The sequence below is a fragment of the Hoeflea sp. AS60 genome, from assembly GCF_038900115.1.
Taxonomy (GTDB): domain Bacteria; phylum Pseudomonadota; class Alphaproteobacteria; order Rhizobiales; family Rhizobiaceae; genus Hoeflea.
This window is the reverse complement of record NZ_JBBMQP010000002.1, coordinates 1,454,653-1,470,262: the sequence shown is the minus strand read 5'-3', so window position 1 is coordinate 1,470,262 and position 15,610 is coordinate 1,454,653. Positions and strand designations below refer to the sequence as shown.

Annotated in this window: 13 protein-coding genes; 8 read left to right on the top strand and 5 right to left on the bottom strand. The window is 58.5% G+C overall.

The window, feature by feature from the left end; genetic code table 11:
* Positions 1 to 795: an ABC transporter ATP-binding protein gene (locus WNZ14_RS17395; protein ID WP_342869878.1), complete on the top strand. Its 795-nt coding sequence runs from the start codon at positions 1 to 3 to the stop codon at positions 793 to 795.
* Positions 792 to 1,550: an ABC transporter permease gene (locus tag WNZ14_RS17390; protein WP_342869877.1), complete on the top strand. Its 759-nt coding sequence runs from the start codon at positions 792 to 794 to the stop codon at positions 1,548 to 1,550. Before WNZ14_RS17395 ends, WNZ14_RS17390 begins: the two co-directional genes overlap by 4 nt.
* 76 nt (positions 1,551 to 1,626) lie before the next feature.
* On the opposite strand, the gene WNZ14_RS17385 is transcribed toward WNZ14_RS17390, so the two are convergent.
* Positions 1,627 to 2,451: an outer membrane beta-barrel protein gene (locus tag WNZ14_RS17385; RefSeq protein ID WP_342869876.1), complete on the bottom strand. Its 825-nt coding sequence runs from the start codon at positions 2,449 to 2,451 to the stop codon at positions 1,627 to 1,629.
* 386 nt (positions 2,452 to 2,837) lie between these two features.
* Entirely contained in the window at positions 2,838 to 3,704 is an 867-nt protein-coding gene (locus WNZ14_RS17380; protein ID WP_342869875.1) for an AraC family transcriptional regulator, read from the bottom strand.
* Between the two features lie 75 nt (positions 3,705 to 3,779).
* Between WNZ14_RS17380 and WNZ14_RS17375 the strand changes: the two genes are divergently transcribed.
* Complete coding sequence (locus WNZ14_RS17375) at positions 3,780 to 5,675, top strand: PAS domain-containing protein (RefSeq protein ID WP_342869874.1); 1,896 nt, start codon at positions 3,780 to 3,782, stop codon at positions 5,673 to 5,675.
* A 91-nt stretch (positions 5,676 to 5,766) separates the two neighbouring features.
* Here the strand turns inward: WNZ14_RS17375 and WNZ14_RS17370 are convergent, their stop codons facing one another.
* Positions 5,767 to 6,888: an NADH:flavin oxidoreductase gene (locus WNZ14_RS17370; RefSeq protein WP_342869873.1), complete on the bottom strand. Its 1,122-nt coding sequence runs from the start codon at positions 6,886 to 6,888 to the stop codon at positions 5,767 to 5,769.
* Between the two features lie 102 nt (positions 6,889 to 6,990).
* Here WNZ14_RS17370 and WNZ14_RS17365 point away from each other — a divergent pair, with 102 nt between their 5' ends.
* Positions 6,991 to 7,359: a helix-turn-helix domain-containing protein gene (locus WNZ14_RS17365; protein ID WP_342869872.1), complete on the top strand. Its 369-nt coding sequence runs from the start codon at positions 6,991 to 6,993 to the stop codon at positions 7,357 to 7,359.
* 112 nt (positions 7,360 to 7,471) lie between these two features.
* Here the strand turns inward: WNZ14_RS17365 and WNZ14_RS17360 are convergent, their stop codons facing one another.
* Positions 7,472 to 7,747 (bottom strand): helix-turn-helix transcriptional regulator, encoded by a 276-nt coding sequence (locus WNZ14_RS17360; RefSeq protein ID WP_342869871.1) that lies wholly within the window; start codon positions 7,745 to 7,747, stop codon positions 7,472 to 7,474.
* A gap of 54 nt (positions 7,748 to 7,801) precedes the next feature.
* Here WNZ14_RS17360 and WNZ14_RS17355 point away from each other — a divergent pair, with 54 nt between their 5' ends.
* Both WNZ14_RS17355 and WNZ14_RS17350 read left to right on the top strand, forming a co-directional pair.
* Entirely contained in the window at positions 7,802 to 8,491 is a 690-nt protein-coding gene (locus tag WNZ14_RS17355; protein ID WP_342869870.1) for a hypothetical protein, read from the top strand.
* A gap of 976 nt (positions 8,492 to 9,467) precedes the next feature.
* Positions 9,468 to 13,076, top strand: a complete 3,609-nt coding sequence (locus WNZ14_RS17350) for an autotransporter-associated beta strand repeat-containing protein (RefSeq protein ID WP_342869869.1) — start codon at positions 9,468 to 9,470, stop codon at positions 13,074 to 13,076.
* A gap of 180 nt (positions 13,077 to 13,256) precedes the next feature.
* Here WNZ14_RS17350 and WNZ14_RS17345 read toward each other — a convergent pair whose 3' ends face one another.
* The gene (locus WNZ14_RS17345) at positions 13,257 to 13,934 is read right to left on the bottom strand and encodes a TorF family putative porin (protein WP_342869868.1); all 678 of its coding nucleotides are present in this window, start codon (positions 13,932 to 13,934) and stop codon (positions 13,257 to 13,259) included.
* 412 nt (positions 13,935 to 14,346) lie between these two features.
* On the opposite strand from WNZ14_RS17345, the gene WNZ14_RS17340 reads away from it, so the two are divergent.
* Together WNZ14_RS17340 and WNZ14_RS17335 are read left to right on the top strand one after the other, a co-directional pair.
* Positions 14,347 to 14,778, top strand: a complete 432-nt coding sequence (locus WNZ14_RS17340; protein ID WP_342869867.1) for a hypothetical protein — start codon at positions 14,347 to 14,349, stop codon at positions 14,776 to 14,778.
* Positions 14,779 to 14,827: 49 nt separating this feature from the next.
* Entirely contained in the window at positions 14,828 to 15,499 is a 672-nt protein-coding gene (locus tag WNZ14_RS17335) for a spermidine synthase (RefSeq protein ID WP_342869866.1), read from the top strand.
* Positions 15,500 to 15,610: the final 111 nt, after the last annotated feature.

The following is a 15,610-nucleotide window of genomic DNA, read 5'->3' as shown; positions in this document are numbered from 1 at the left end:
TTGGAAAACCTGATTGACATCAAGGCGGTGCGGCATTCTTACCGCACCGCCTCAGGGCCTCTTCCGGTTCTTGACGGTCTTGAACTGTCGGTACCGGAAGGCGGTTTCGTGGCTGTCGTGGGCCCGTCGGGCTGCGGCAAGTCGACCCTCACCCGGCTTGTTGCCGGCCTCTTGATCCCCGATCATGGCGAGGTCAGCGTGCATGGCACCCGGATCACCGCACCGCGCTCAAACGTCGGTATGGCGTTTCAGAACCCTGTCCTGCTCGAGTGGCGGACCATTCTGCAAAATGTTCTGCTGCCGCTGGAGATTGTCCCTTCAAAGCTGTCCAAAGCCCAGGGCGAAGAGCGTGCCCGCAAGCTGCTGGCGCTCGTAGGTCTTGAAGGGTTCGAGAACAAGCGCCCGTCGGAGCTCTCTGGCGGCATGAAACAGCGCGCCTCGCTGTGCCGCGCACTGATCCATTCGCCCGAAGTGCTGATCCTTGACGAGCCTTTCGGCGCGCTCGACGCTTTCACCCGCGAAGACCTGTGGCAGATCATGCACCGCGTGAAGGCCGAAGAGCCATTTACCGGCGTCCTGATCACCCATGATCTGCGCGAGTCGATCTTTCTCGCCGATCAGGTGGTGGTCTTGTCCGGACGGCCTGCCAAGACCCAGTACGTCCTCGATATTCCGGATACCGGCCTTCGTACCCTCGACCATCTCTACACTCCCGAGGCGGCGACCATGCTCAACACCTTGCGCCATCAGATCGAGATCGCCCAGGGCCGGGCGCCTGCAGGGGTTGCCGCATGAAGGCGCGTCAGATTTACGTGCCCATTCTTGCAGTCATCGTGTTTCTGGTCCTCTGGGAAGCGCTGGTCTGGGTGATGGGCTGGCCAAACTACAAGATGGCGTCGCCCAGCGATCTGATTCCGGCCTATGAGAAGTACTGGGACCTTTTCCTGGTCATGGGTTGGCAAACCCTGTGGCGCACAGTCGTGGGCCTGCTGCTGGCGGTTGTTTTTGGCATTGCGCTCGGCATGGTCATGGGCTTTTCGCGGGTGATGCGCGATGCGCTCTATCCGCTTCTGGTCGGCTTCAACGCAGTGCCGAAAGCCACCGTTGTGCCAATCGTCGCGCTGATGTTTGTCGGCGCGCATGATTTCAACACGGTCCTGATCGCCTTCATGATCAGCTTTTTTCCAATTGCGGTCTCTGTCTCCATAGGGCTGTCGACACTGGAACCGGAATACCGAGACATCCTGCGGTCACTTGGCGCATCTCAATCAACGATTTTCTGGAAGATCGCACTGCCCAAGACCTTGCCCGAGTTTTTTGGTGCGCTGAAGGTTTCAGTGACCCTTGCCTTCATCGGCACCAACCTGATGGAAATCGTTTCGCCCCACGGCCGCGGGCTGGGTGCATTGTTTGACAGCGGCAAGACCAACTCGGATTACCCTTTGATGTTTGCCGTGCTGATCGCCTTGGCGTTTCTGGGCATCGTTCTGTACTACGTGGTGGTAGCTCTTGAGAAGATTTTCGCTGGCTGGGCTGATCGCACCACTTGAGTGGTGATCGCACACGATCAAAGACCCGGCGCAGGGGCAGGGGCAGGCAATCCGCGCCGGGAACCTTGTTTGCAGATCAATTGAGCGCGTAACGCAGTCCGGTTCGGATCTGATGAACGTTAAAGCCCTGATCGCGGATCTGTATGCCGCTTGCGCCGTTGGCCTGGTCAGCGGAATCATACTCGAAGGCGTCTCCACCGAAAACGTGCAGGAAGCGATAGCCTGCATCAAGTTTCAGCCGGTCGGACAGGTCATAGGTCGTGCCCACCATGAGCGCTAGAGCCGGACGCACGCTGCCTACGCCTTCCTGCTGGCCAGTGTAGCGTGTGTAAGTCGCAGAGCAACGCGGGCAGACTTCCTGCGCATACATGGTTCCGTATTTGACATAGGCGGCGCCGACGCCTGCGCCGAGATAGGGGCGAAAGCCGTCCAGGGGCATCAGGTCGACATAGGTATTGGCCATCGCCGTCCAGACGCTCGCCGTTGAACCGTCATTGTAGTGGCAGTCGGACGGAAACGGCAGACTGTGCGCGGCATCGGATTTGATCATCAATGGGCACTCGGTCTTGCCTGCAAACTTCGAGTGAAAGAAGTCCAGTGTGACGTCGCTTCTAAGCTGTTCGTTGAACTGATAGCCGACGCCGATGCTAACTGAGGCAGAGCCGCGCAATTTGAGCGAGTCGAAACGATAGGTGTCATCAATCCCCTGAACGCCCGCAAACTGGTTCCAGAAATCCCATTCGCCTTTTGCCTCCTGAGGTCTGGAATAGCCGACGTCACCGCGCAGATACCAGCCTGACGTCGCTCCAATTTCCGGAAGCTCGACAAAGGGTGCGTCAAGGTCAGCCGCGTGGGCGGGTATGATCAGGGTCGCAAGGCCCAGTGCCAGAATTGCGTTCATGACAGGCTTCATCGTGATAACCATCTTTGACAACTCGGTGTAGCCGCACCAATTCAGGGAGGCCTCGTACCAGTAGCTCCAGTCGATAAGCACTTATGGTAAATAGCGTCTTAAGATGAACTCTGATCCGTTCGCAGCCCTTGGTTGATTTGCAAGCCCGACCAAGGGGATCGCCGCCGAACCGCTCGTTCCGGCGGTGCTAGAATCAGACCAGTTCGGCCATCGATGCCGGGTCGAAGGGTTGCAGGTCTTCGGTGTCGCCGGTCTTGATCTTTGTGACCCATTCCGGATTGCCCATGATGGCGCGGCAACGCTATGCGGCTGCTTGGTGAAGCACGACTGACGTTTCCGTCGCGACGCTACTGACCACCCCGCACCGAGGCGTCCTACTTGCCCCGAAATGCAAAGGGCCTGGTACCGACGATTCGACGAAACGCTTCATCGAAGTGAGCGAGGGTGCGAAAGCCGCAGATTGTTGCGATATGCTCAAGTGGCAATTTCGACGACAGCAAAAGGTCGCGGGCTTTCTGGACCCTGCGTTGCAGCAGGAACTGGTAGGGGGTCTCGGATGTGGTCTGCCGAAACACTCGAGAGAAGTGAAACCGGCTGAGACCTACGGCGTTCGCCATGTCCCCCACCGACAAGTCCTCTGCCAGATGCGCTTCGACATAATCTATCAGGCGATTGAGCTCGGTTGCACTGAAGGTGCCAGGAACCCCCATGGCCGGTATCTGGAGAACTTCGCTGGCTGCGGAAATGCTCAGGGACTCAAGATAAACTGCGTTAGCCTGCACAGAGATGGCTTTGGCGAGCTTTTTCATCGTGCTCTCAAGCTCGGCATTGCGAAAGTAAAGCGACGGTGCCGGGGCTTGCGCGGCGAAGTCATTTCCCAGTTCTTCGTTGAGTGTCTTGGGATCGAAATAGAGCGCCGTGAAATTGTTGTCACGCGCCTTGGGCTTGGACCAGCCGGTAATTTCGCATCCGGCTGGAGCGAAGGTCAGCTTGTCGACGAGCGACCGTGTCTGTGACCGAACTCCGCCCGAAACCTCGACTTCACCCTCGCTTAATTCGATGTCGTGCAGGGCAAGATAATGCGAGGTCCCCGACATCCGGTATTCGAACTGCTCATCGGGAAGGCGCACACGCTCAACGCTGAAACCTGGAAACTGGCCAAGCCGTCGGTCCGAACTGCGCACTTGCGGCGGCAGGAAGCCGAGTTCTAGGTCAGGATTGATAGGCAGGGACTGGGTCATTGTGAAAATGTGCTTTCAAACACGAAATTTTGCTACTAATATTTATCTTTTGAAATGATATTGGATATGGGCATAGTGGACAAGATTGTGACCTTCGTTTCCCCTCACGCCTATCTGCTTTCGCTCGCCGACGAGCTGAGAACGATTGCCGAGCCTGAGGCGATCAAGGAAACAGCCTGTCGGCGGCTGGCACAATATCTGAAAGCCGATCAGGTTGCCTATGCCGAAATTGACGGCGAATTCGCACTGATCGAGCGAGATTGGAGCGAGGGCCGCATTCCGAGCATCGCTGGCCGCCATCGCATGTCGGACTTTGGTCCGATGCTTGAGCAGGCGCTTGCCACTGGACAGGCTGTGGTCGTAAATGACGTGACGTCTGACAGCCGGACCAATTTACACGATGCCCTGGCCCACTTCACCTCGGTTTCCATCGGGTCTTTGATCGACATACCCCTGATCAAGAATGACAGGCTGACAGCCGTTCTGGCGATCCACAACCGGCAGCCTTCCATCTGGACGGAGGACCAGATCCTGTCGGCCACGGAAACGGCTGAACGGACATGGGCAGCGGTCGAACAGGCCCGAGCCGAACGCAAGCTCAGCGATACCGAACGACGGTTTGAACTCGCTCTTTCGAAATCGCCCATCGTTGTCTTCGAGCAGGATCTGGATCTGCGCTACACATGGATCTTCAATCCCAGGTTCGGTTTGAGCTTCGACCAGATGCTGGGAAAGACCGACGCGGAATTGATGGATGCCGATGCAGCTGCAGAGCTCACTTTGGTGAAGCAGGATTGCATAAAAACCGGCCAGCCCACTCGAAAGCAGGTGCCGGCTTTTGCCGCTGGACAGACCGAGGCATTTTTTGATCTTTGTGTCGAACCCCGTCGCGATGAGACTGGTGCGGTTATCGGCATTATCGCAGCCGCAACGGACGTCACCGAACGGGTCTTGTCCGACCGCCAGATGAGGAGTGCCTACCAATCATACCTCCGGCTGATCGAAAACAATCCCTTCGGCGTCTATCTGGTGGATTCCAAGTTTCGCCTGGTGCAAGTCAGTCAGGGCACAGAGAGTGTCTTCCGGAACGTCGAGCCTCTCCTGGGTCGGGATTTTGCCGAGATCCTTCGGATACTTTGGCCTGAGCCAATGGCTACGGAGTTGATCGAGAGGTTTCGCCACACATTGGCGACCGGCGAACCCTATCGGTCGACTGACACAAGGGGCCGGCGTGGCAATGTTGATGCGGAGGAGGGTTACGATTGGAAAATCGAACGCGTGGCGCTCCCCAACGGGACCGACGGGGTGGTGTGCTATTACTATGATCTCTCGGAACAGCATGCACACAAGGAGCAGATCCGCACATTGCTGAGCGAGGTCACGCATCGCTCCAAGAACCTGTTGAGCCTGGTGGCCGTGATCGCCCGAAACACAGAGGATGGCGACCCGCGCGATTTTCGCGATCGCCTGCAGAACCGCATTCTGGCCGTTGCCGCGAGCCATGATCTGCTGGTGACCGGGGGGTGGCAAAGCGTGTCACTTGATCAGCTCATCCGGTCGCAACTGGCCCATTTCAACGACTTGATAGACAGCCGGATTATCTTGCAAGGTCAGGACCTGGCGATAAACCCGTCAGCGGCCCAGGCAATCGGCATGGCCGTTTTTGAACTCTCCACCAACGCAGGAAAATACGGCGCACTTTCGCAACCTGAGGGGAGTGTCGAGATTTCCTGGGGCATGTCGGATGACACTGCGGATCAAAGGTTCACCCTGCAATGGATCGAGAGCGGCGGCCCAACTGTCGAGCGCCCAAGTCGGCGTGGCTTCGGATCGAAGGTGACCGGAAGCCTCATCAAGGCCAGTTTGAACGCTAACGTGGATTTGACATACAACCCCGCTGGCGTCCAATGGGCACTGGACTGCCCCAGCAAAGAACTCCTTGCCGGAGCCGGAGGAGAGATGGGCTCGTAGTCAACCGGTTGTCGACGGACGCGACCCATCACCACAGCTTCCTGCATCAAAGAAAATCGCCGCCGAAACCTGTGTTCCGGCGGCGCTATTGTCAGACCAGTTCGGCCATCGAGGCCGGATCGAAGGGTTGCAGGTCTTCGGTGTCGCCGGTCTTGATCTTGCTTACCCATTGCGGGTCGCCAAGGATAGCGCGGCCGACGGCGATGAGATCGAACTCTTCGGCTTCCATGCGTTTGACCAGTCCTTCGAGACCCACGGGGGAGGATTTCTGGCCACCGAAAGCCGCCAGGAACTCGCCGGACAGGCCGACTGATCCGACCGAGATCGTTGTTGCCCCGGTCAGCTTCTTGGCCCAGCCGGCGAAATTGAGACCTTCCTCGCCATCCACTTCGGGGAATTCGGGTTCCCAGAAACGGCGCTGCGAACAATGGAAGATGTCGACGCCGGCTTCCTTGAGCGGCAGCAGCCAATCGGCCATTTCATCGGGCGTGGTGGCGAGCTTGACCTTGTAGTCCTGCTGCTTCCACTGGCTCAGACGGAGGATCAGCGGGTAGTCCGGGCCGAGCGCTTCGCGGGTGGCGGCCACGATTTCGGCTGCAAACCGGGCGCGTTCCTTCAGGGTCGCGCCGCCATAGCGGTCGCTGCGCTCATTGCTGCCAGCCCAGAAGAACTGGTCGATCAGGTAACCATGCGCACCATGCAGTTCGACCACGTCGAAGCCGAGCCGCTTGGCGTCGGCTGAGGCGCTGGCGAAAGCCGCAATCGTGTCTGCGATGTCTTCGTCACTCATGGCAACACCGTTCGGGTCGCCCGGTCCATTGAGGCCAGACGGGCTCTCTACCGGTGCTTCCGGCGCCCAGCCGCTCATGCCGCGGGTGGCGCCCGTGTGCCAGATCTGCGGCCCCATCTTGCCGCCTGCTGCATGAACGCTGTCGACAACGTTCTTCCATCCGGCAAGAGACTGCTCGCCGTGGAAAAACGGAATGCCCGCCTCGTTGCGTGAGGCGGGACGGTCGATAACGGTCCCCTCGGACAGGATCAGCCCGACATCGCTTTCGGCACGGCGGCGGTAGTAATCGGCAACGTTCTGGCCGGGAATTCCTTCAGGCGAGAACGCCCGGGTCATCGGCGCCATGACAATACGGTTCTTGAGTGTCAGGGACTTGAGCTGGAAGGGGCGAAACAGGCTGTCAGTGCTAGGGGTGGTTGGCATGGTCTCAGTGTGTCCTTTTCAGTGAGATCTCCTAGGTATATAGTTTATACCTAGGATCAAGACGGCACTTTGAATTGACCAAGTATACCGAAGGATACCACCATGGAGAAAACCACCTGCCAGAGTTTTTCGGCCACCTGTCCGAGCCGGGTGCTGTTTGATCAGATTGCCGACAAATGGTCGATGATGGTGCTGACGGTTCTTGATGCCGGGCCGATGCGCTTCAACGCCATCAAGCGCCACCTCGAGGGCATCACCCAGAAGGCGCTGACCGAATGTCTCAGACGCCTGGAACGCAACGGCCTGGTGGAACGGCGGGTGATCCCTGCGTCGCCAGTGGGGGTCGAATATGAAATCACCCCGCTGGGTCGCTCGCTGCAGCCGCCATTCAAGGCGCTCTATGCTTGGACAATCGAACAGATGCCCTCCGTCGAGGCGGCACGGCGCGAATTCGACGGGCGCGCTCGCTAGAGCGTCGCACAACTGCCAGGCCGTTACGGTCTATGAAGGCCGCTATGGCAGCGCATGGGCACCTTCCATCGACAGCGACTGCGGCCATCGACAGCGAGTGCGGACAGCATGCCTATTCCTCGTGGCGCCAGCTCGTTGTCGTCGTCCCGGTCCAGCCCTTGAAAGCCCGGTAGAATGAATTCGGGTCATGGTAGCCCAAGAGATGGGAAACTTCGGCGACGGAGCGATGCTCTTCCTTGAGATGCGCCAGAGCAAGCGCCTTGCGGGTCTCGTCGAGAACATCTCGGAAACTGCCTCCCTCGGCCCTGAGCAGGCGTTGCAGCTTCCGCGCGTTGATGTTCAGGTGATGACTGACATCCTCGATGCCGAAACGCCTGGATGAGAGCATCTCCGCCAGGGCCTGACTGACCTGTTGGCTTATCGGTTTGGGTGCAGGCGGTGGGTGTCCCCGGTCAGCGTTCATTTCGGTAAAATCATCACGTGCCGTCAGAAGCCGCAAACTGATATCAGGCAGCGTAAACTCCACAAAAGCACATTTGGACTCGACTGGCGTGACACCGAGAAAAGCGATGTCTTCAGGCCGTATGCGCGAGGCATCCATCATGCCGACAGCGCGGGGCACAATATGCCGAGCGGTGCAATTTCGGCACAGCTCGACGATGTAGAGGATATCGCACAACACCGCCCAATGCAGCAAGACGACATCCGGCGCCACTGGCTTTATCTCGATCCGAAAGCGGTCGCTCAGCATATGCGTGCAAAGCGCACTGCCATCGTTGGCGGGCTTCAGAATTGCCAGTCTTTCAATGCCGCTTTTTATGGTGTCGCAATTTGCAAAAGCCAACGCGCCCCCGGGCCGCGGCGTGCGTGCCCTGAACATGGCCAGATGGTAAGCGATATCGTCGCGTCCGCTCAATCGCTCGATTGCCAGTCCAGCGGCATGGCGCTGTCGAGGCGTTACATCTCGCTTGTTGTCCCGCAGAAAATCGACAGGCAGCTCCGCCTCATCCAGCAGCTCTCTTTCGTCGAGTTCCAGGACTCGGATTATCGTTTTCAGGATCTGAATCATGCAGTGGTAATGGTCTGTATCGGGATGCGAAAAAACCTGTGCTGGAAACGCAGCTGGGAATGAGTCGTCGTTAAAAATGGCTTGAAGCTGGGGATGGCTTTTCAGTCGGGTTTAGTCAATCCCACGATTTTGGGGCTGACAGGAAAACCGCCGGACTGTCGCAATTTGCATGAATATTTGCATGTCCCGCTAGAGCTAACTCGCTGATTTTTTGATCGAACTGGCCTCAATGATTCGGGCGTAATGATTCGCCCGGATGTGGCTAAATCTGGCGTTCGAAAAATTGAAGTTTCAGCGCCTTCTTGTGTGCAGGCGTTCCATGCTTTTGCTTAAGTCCTTTTCACCGGCAACCGGGCGGCGGTTCATTGCTGGCGCGTCGCAGCCGTATTCCGCGTGGTCCCGATCAATCCGGCTGGCCCTCGTTGCGTCGACCGCATTGGTTGCTCTGCCGGATTTCGTGGTGGCCCAGGAAATTATAGTCAATGGAACTCAGGTAAAAACCGGAACGACAACGACTGCTAGCACTTATTACGTTGGTCAGTTCGGGACCGGCCATATCACCTTTAAAGACGGAGCATCCCTCGTAATTTCAGATGCCGGATCGTTTCATCTTGGCATCCAGTCAGGCGATACAGGTACGGTAATTGTCACCGGTAACGGTTCCAGCCTTGAAGCAGGCGGTTCCGTGATTCTTGGCCCCAGTGGTACCGGAACCATCAAGGTTCTTGATGGTGCGACGGCCACGTTTTCCGAAGTGTCGGTGGATCGAGGCGGACTTTCCATAGCGGAAAGCAACGGCTCTGGCTCTGTTTTGGTGGATGGTGTTGGGTCTGTTCTGAACGTTGCGGATGGGATCAGAGTCGGGAACGGTGGCACTGGGTCTTTGTCAATTCAGAATTCCGGAAAGGCGTCTACAAATAAGACCGTTTTATTGAGAAGCAACGGTAGTACATTGTCAGTCGGGAGCGGAGGTGTCCTTGAGGCGGGTGATGTTGAGCTTTATGGCCTCAATACAACAGCGACATTGGACGGCGGAACCTTGCGGTCAAATGCGAGCGGTGGTGACCTGGTCCATGGGAATGGAGTTTTTGCGCTCGGCAGCGCCGGTGGCGTTGTTGATACAAACGGTAACAGCAACAACCTCTCCAGAATCGTTTCTGGCGCTGGTGCGCTCACCAAGGCTGGCAACGGCACTCTGACCTTGACCGGCGCCAACACCTACGCCGGGGGTACCAAGATTACCGGCGGTACGCTCGTCGGCTCGACAGTTTCGATCCGTGGTGCTGTTGCAGTGTCGTCCGGGGCTACGGTCGAATTCAAGGAGACAGGCACCAAGACGCTGAGCAATGTGGTTAGTGGCGCCGGTTCGCTTGCCAAGTCGGGCGCTGGCACCCTGACTTTGACAGGCGCCAACAGCTATGCCGGGGGCACCAAGATCACCGCTGGTACGCTGATTGGTTCGACAAGTTCGATCAGCGGCGCTGTTGCTGTGTCATCCGGGGCGGCGGTCGAGTTCAACCAGACAAGTGATGGGACGCTGAGCAATGTGGTCAGCGGCACAGGCTCGTTCACCAAATCCGGCACCGGCATGCTGACATTGACCGGCGCGAATACCTACAGCGGCGGAACGGCGGTCAAGGCTGGGCGGTTGGTCGCCAACACCTCATCGATTTCCGGCGATATCACGGTTCAGAGTGGTGCGGCCCTGCGATTTGATCAGGGCGTTGACGCGGAATATTCTGGCGGATTGTCGGGAGCCGGCGCGCTGGAGAAGCATGGCGCTGGTGTTCTGACCCTGACCGGGACTTCCGGTGTGACCGGCCGCACAACCATCACTGAAGGTCGACTGGTTGGCTCTGCGAGTTCGATCCGCGGCATTGTTTCGATCGATAATGGAGCGTTTCTCGAGTTCAAGCAGGCAGCCGACGCTACGCAGAGCAAAACTATCAGCGGAGCGGGTTCACTTGTCAAATCCGGCTCCGGCAGGCTGGAATTGACCGGCGAGAATTTCTACTACGGCGGTACAACCATCACCGGCGGTACGCTTGCGGGCTCGACGAGTTCGATCCGCGGCGCTGTTGCCGTGTCGTCCGGAGCGACAGTCGAGTTCAACGAGACAACCAACAAGACGCTGGGCAATGTGGTAAGCGGCGACGGCTCGCTTGCCAAATCCGGCTTCGGAACGCTGACGCTAACCGGAGCCAACACCTACACCGGAGGCACAACCGTAACCCGTGGCACGCTTGTTGGTTCTATGAGTTCGATCCGCGGCGCTGTTGCCGTGTCGTCCGGTGCGACGGTCGAATTCAACGAGGCAACCGATGCGACGCTGAGCAATGTGGTCAGCGGCGCCGGTTCGCTGGCCAAATCTGGCGCTGGCACTCTCACCTTGTCCGGCACCAGCAGCTACACCGGCGGCACGACAGTCAAGGCTGGACGGATGGTCGCCAACGCCTCATCGATTTCCGGCGCCATCAAGATTGAGAGCGGTGCAACCATGCACTTTGACCAGGCCACCGATGCAGACTATTCCGGTGCGCTCTCGGGAAGCGGCGCGCTGGAGAAGTCCGGTAACGGCACGCTCACATTAACCGGCACCAGCAGCTCCACCGGCAGCACGACAGTCAAGGCAGGACGCTTGGTCGCAAGCACCTCTTCGATCTCCGGCGCTATCGAGGTTGAGAGCGGTGCGATCATGCGCTTTGTTCAGGCCACCGATGCAGACTATTCCGGCGCGATCTCGGGAGACGGCGCGCTGGAGAAGTCGGGTGCTGGTGTTCTGACACTGACCGGGGCTTTCAGCCTGACCGGCAAGACCTCCGTCTACGACGGCGAGCTGATTGTTTCGGCCGAGAGCCTTGGGGCTTCGGCCTCGTTCGACCTCAGCGGCGGAGAACTGAAAGTGTCAGGCGGTGGCGACGCGACCATCTCCACTTTGCAAATGGGCACAAACGACGGCAAGCTCAATCTCATCGGCGGACAGCTTACTGTTTCCAACGTTGTATCCGGGACCAAGGCACTGATGCTGACCGGAGCAGGTACGCTCAATCTTGATGCTGCGGGCAGCAACATCGATGGTGGCGTGACGGTGTCCAAGGGCAAGCTTGTTGTCGGGTCTTCATCGTCGAAGAAGAGCGCAAGCCTTGCCGGTGATGTTACGGTGACAAGCGGCGCAGCGCTGGGCGGCCACGGCACCATCACCGGAACCGTGACCAACGCAGGCAAGCTGACGCCGGGCAACTCGATCGGCATCCTGACGATTGCCGGCAACTATTCCGGTACCGGCACGCTCGAGATCGAGGTTGACGGCGATGCCTCCGGCACGCCCAGCGCAGACAAGCTTGTCGTCAACGGTACGGTTGATGTCAGCGGCACGAACCTGGATCTGGTTCTCACCCCGACGACGGATTCAAGCTGGGCCCAGACGCCGACGGGGCCGTTCACGATCATCGAAAATGACGGCGCTGACGCCATCATCGGAACATTCGCCTCGGTGAAAGACAACCTGCTGTTCCTTGATCCGTCGCTGAATTATGCTGGCGGCACCGGCAATGACATTGCCCTGACGCTCAAGCGCAATGACATCGATTTTGCCTCGAAGGCCAAGACCGGCAACCAGGCCAGCACGGCTTCCGCCATTGAAGCGCTTGGATTCTCCAACACGATCTACAGCGCGGTGGTAGCGACCGCTTCCAGCGACGCGGATGCGCAGACGACTTTCGATAGTCTGTCGGGTGAGATCAACGCAAGCCTTCGCTCTGTCCTGATCAGCGACAGCCGTCTGGCGCGCAGCGCGGTGATCTCTCATCAGGCTTCGGCTGATGCGGCGTCACCGTTCTGGGGGCAGGCGATCGGCAGCTGGAGCCGCTTCGGCCAGGACGGCAATGCGTCCGCCGCCAAGAGCTCGACCGGTGGCTTCGTCTTCGGGGTCGACAATGTCTATTCCGACGCACTGACGTTCGGCCTCCTCGGCGGCTACACCAACACCGGCATGTCGGTCGGCGCGCTGTCGTCCACGGCTGAGACCGATACCTTGCATGCCGGCATCTACATGGGCGGAACATCGGGCGCATGGACCCACAAGGCCGGCCTGCTCGGCGCCTACAATTCGGCCCAGATCGATCGTGTGGCAGCGGTTTCTGGCCGCTTCTCCCAGTCCTTGACCTCTACCCAGGACATCCTCACCGCCCAGGCCTTCGTCGAAACCGGCTATGCCTTCAACGTCAACGGCGCGAAGTTCGAGCCGTTTGCCGGCCTGGCCCATGTACATCTGCAAAATGGCAGCTTCTCTGAAACCGGTGGATCGACTGCATTGTCTGCCGCTGCCCAGGGCAATGACGTGACCTTTTCCTGGATCGGTCTGCGGGCCGAGACGGCGGTCTCGCTGTTCGGCCTTGATGCCAAAGTGAATGGCAGCGTTGCCTGGCAGCACGCCAGTGCGCAGAAAGCCAGTTTCGCCCATGGCTTCGCCGGCGGCAGCGCGTTCACCGTCAACGGCGCCTCGCTTGCGCGTGACATGGCGCTGATCGAGACCGGCATCGGCATGAACTTTGCCGGCGGCGCCGCGCTCGACCTGAGCTACAAGGGTCAACTGGCCAAGGATATGCAGAGCCACGGCTTCAATGCCCGGCTGTCGCTGGCGTTCTGATGCTTGTTCTAATGCTTGTCTTGCCCTGCAGGGGCAGGCGCCTGAGTTGAACAAATCCTCATAGGCAGAAAAGCAAAACGCTGTGCGTCCGGTTGGGCACACAGCGTTTTGGCTTTTTGAGATGACACATTGAGGTGTTGCGGCGTCTTGCGCGCACTCAACGCTGTGCCTTCATTATGCTTACTTCTTGAACGCAGAGAACGATGTGTCAAAGGCCAGGCGGACGACGAAGCGTGCCGGATCCTTGTTGGAATCGTAGTAGCGAAGGTCCAGCGTGACGGTGTCATCAACGAAGCCGCGCGAGAAGCCTGCGTCCCAGGCGATCTTGTCCGAGCCGAGGTTCTGGGTGCCGAAATCCGAACCAACCGACCCCGAGAATGAAATCTCGTAAGGCAGGCCGGAGAACTCGGTGTTGGCGGCGACCCAGCTGGCCTTGGCCGTCGGGTCCCAGTACACATCAGCGCCGAACGAGAAATCATCGGTGACGGCAAACGATGCCTTGCCGTAGAGTTCGCCGTTCACATTGCCCGACTTGTTGTAGAAGTAGCGCGCATAACCCAGGTCCAGCGACAACTGGCCGAATTCGGGACGAATGCCGCCGTAGACGTCGATTTCAACGTTGTCGGTTCCGGTCTTGACCCGGGAGGCCCAGACGCCGCCGTAGACGATCCCGTAGGTGGCTTCCATATAGCCATCGATGATCGGCTCGTCGGAGGACTGGGTTGCGCCGCGTGAAATGTAATTATTGGCAACGCCAACGCCAAAAGCGACGTCAAATGCGTTGTCTTCTGCAAGCGTAGACGTCGTACCGGCTGCAGCAAGCAGGCCAGCGATGACGAGGGTTGTAATGGGTTTCATGGGAGACTCCGGAAAACGATTGTGCAATGCGATATTGAGATCAGAAAACGGGAGCGTTTCACAACGTCTTTTACTACGCTGACGCTCTTCAAAGATGAAATCTCCGCGCTTGTCATATTTCTGCACCACAGCCCCATGCGCGCGTAACAAGCTGTTTTGGCAGAAAAAATGTATTCCCAGCGCTGTTTTCATCAAGCCGCGGGCATTGCGGTGCCGGAAAACCACGCGGTGCAGCACAAAATGGCTGGAAACGGTGTTGACAGCCACATTTTGTCCATTCTTGCGTGACCTCCGACCGGCGCGTTCCCTACCTTCAGGGGTCGCATGTTTTGCCCGTTGTGCGCCGAACGGTCCGGCCCTATCTTGTCGCTCCAACGGTCGCACTTCGCGGCCATCCCTGAGAAAGCTTCCGATGATTTGCCTTCGTCTAGCAGGCCTGGCCCTTGTGCTTGCCGCTGCTCCCGTCTGTGCCGTTTCACCCGCCTTTGCAGACAGTCTGGCCGCCATTTCAAACACGGCCATGGCGATCACCGGCGACATCGAGTTCGATGATTTTGAAATTGTTTTCGAGAATGGCGAAAAACTTGTTTTCGACGAGCTGGTAGGAGACACGTTCATGGTTGATGGCAAAGAGGTTGGCGCGTCGGTCTACAGCGTCAAGTCGCCGGCCGACCCGGAGCTCAACAATGGCAACCATTTGTGCGGCGAGAGCGATGTAACCTATGTCGCCAGTTGGGGCGACCCGTCGGACGAGAGTTTGACAATTGTGGCGGTTTTCGACACTCAGGACGTGCCTGACAGCGATGCCGACATGTGTGCTTCCTACACATATGAATACAAATGAACCGCCTGCATTGAGTGGCGCCTAGGCAAACGAGACGACGGAAATAGCGATGATCCCCTGGCTCCGGCTTGATGCGGTTGAACTTGAAGATGGCGTTGAACTGCGGCTGATGCGCCGCGGCGACGAATTCTCCATCATGCTTGGCTCAAACGAGCTGATGAACAGTCGTCTGAGCGGGTCAGAGGAGGCCTTGGCCAATCTCGCGTCGGAAAGGCTTGAGGGCAGGGCAGGGCCGCGCATGCTGATCGGCGGCCTCGGCATGGGGTTTACCCTTCGTGCCGCACTCAAGCACCTGGACAAGGACGCTGGCATCACGGTCGCCGAACTCGTGCCTGAAGTCATTGCCTGGGCGAAAGGTCCGATGGCTGAAGTGTTTGACAGCTGTCTCGATGATCCGCGCGTTACGATCTATCAGGGCGACGTCGGCGAGTTGATCCGAGGCAGCGATCGAGCATGGGACGCGATCATTCTCGATGTCGACAATGGACCCGACGGGCTCACGCGGAAGGGCAACGATGCGCTCTATTCCGCCCAAGGGCTGGCGGCCGCCTACCTGGCGCTTTTGCCCGGCGGCATCTTTTCTGTCTGGTCGTCCGCCCCCGATCCCGCTTTTACACGGAGATTGAAACAGGCAGGCTTTCAGGTGGCCGAAGTGCCCACCCGGGCCAGCACCAAGAAACGCGGCGCCCGCCACATGATCTGGATGGCAACCAGACCCTGATCTGCGCGAGTCGCCGCAGCGCAGGCGGCCTCAAGCATCTGTAATAATTCAGCTTATATCCATCCAAGGCGGCATCCGCACTGTTGCTCGCCATCCGATAAGGTCGTAACG

Excerpts from the sequence above, each read along its gene's own strand:
- WNZ14_RS17380 (WP_342869875.1), bottom strand. The coding sequence starts at position 3,704 with ATGACCCAGTCCCTGCCTATCAATCCTGACCTAGAACTCGGCTTCCTG.
- WNZ14_RS17340 (WP_342869867.1), top strand. The coding sequence starts at position 14,347 with ATGATTTGCCTTCGTCTAGCAGGCCTGGCCCTTGTGCTTGCCGCTGCT.
- WNZ14_RS17370 (WP_342869873.1), bottom strand. The coding sequence starts at position 6,888 with ATGCCAACCACCCCTAGCACTGACAGCCTGTTTCGCCCCTTCCAGCTC.
- WNZ14_RS17335 (WP_342869866.1), top strand. The coding sequence starts at position 14,828 with ATGATCCCCTGGCTCCGGCTTGATGCGGTTGAACTTGAAGATGGCGTT.
- WNZ14_RS17345 (WP_342869868.1), bottom strand. The coding sequence starts at position 13,934 with ATGAAACCCATTACAACCCTCGTCATCGCTGGCCTGCTTGCTGCAGCC.
- WNZ14_RS17390 (WP_342869877.1), top strand. The coding sequence starts at position 792 with ATGAAGGCGCGTCAGATTTACGTGCCCATTCTTGCAGTCATCGTGTTT.
- WNZ14_RS17385 (WP_342869876.1), bottom strand. The coding sequence starts at position 2,451 with ATGAACGCAATTCTGGCACTGGGCCTTGCGACCCTGATCATACCCGCC.
- WNZ14_RS17365 (WP_342869872.1), top strand. The coding sequence starts at position 6,991 with ATGGAGAAAACCACCTGCCAGAGTTTTTCGGCCACCTGTCCGAGCCGG.
- WNZ14_RS17360 (WP_342869871.1), bottom strand. The coding sequence starts at position 7,747 with ATGCTCTCATCCAGGCGTTTCGGCATCGAGGATGTCAGTCATCACCTG.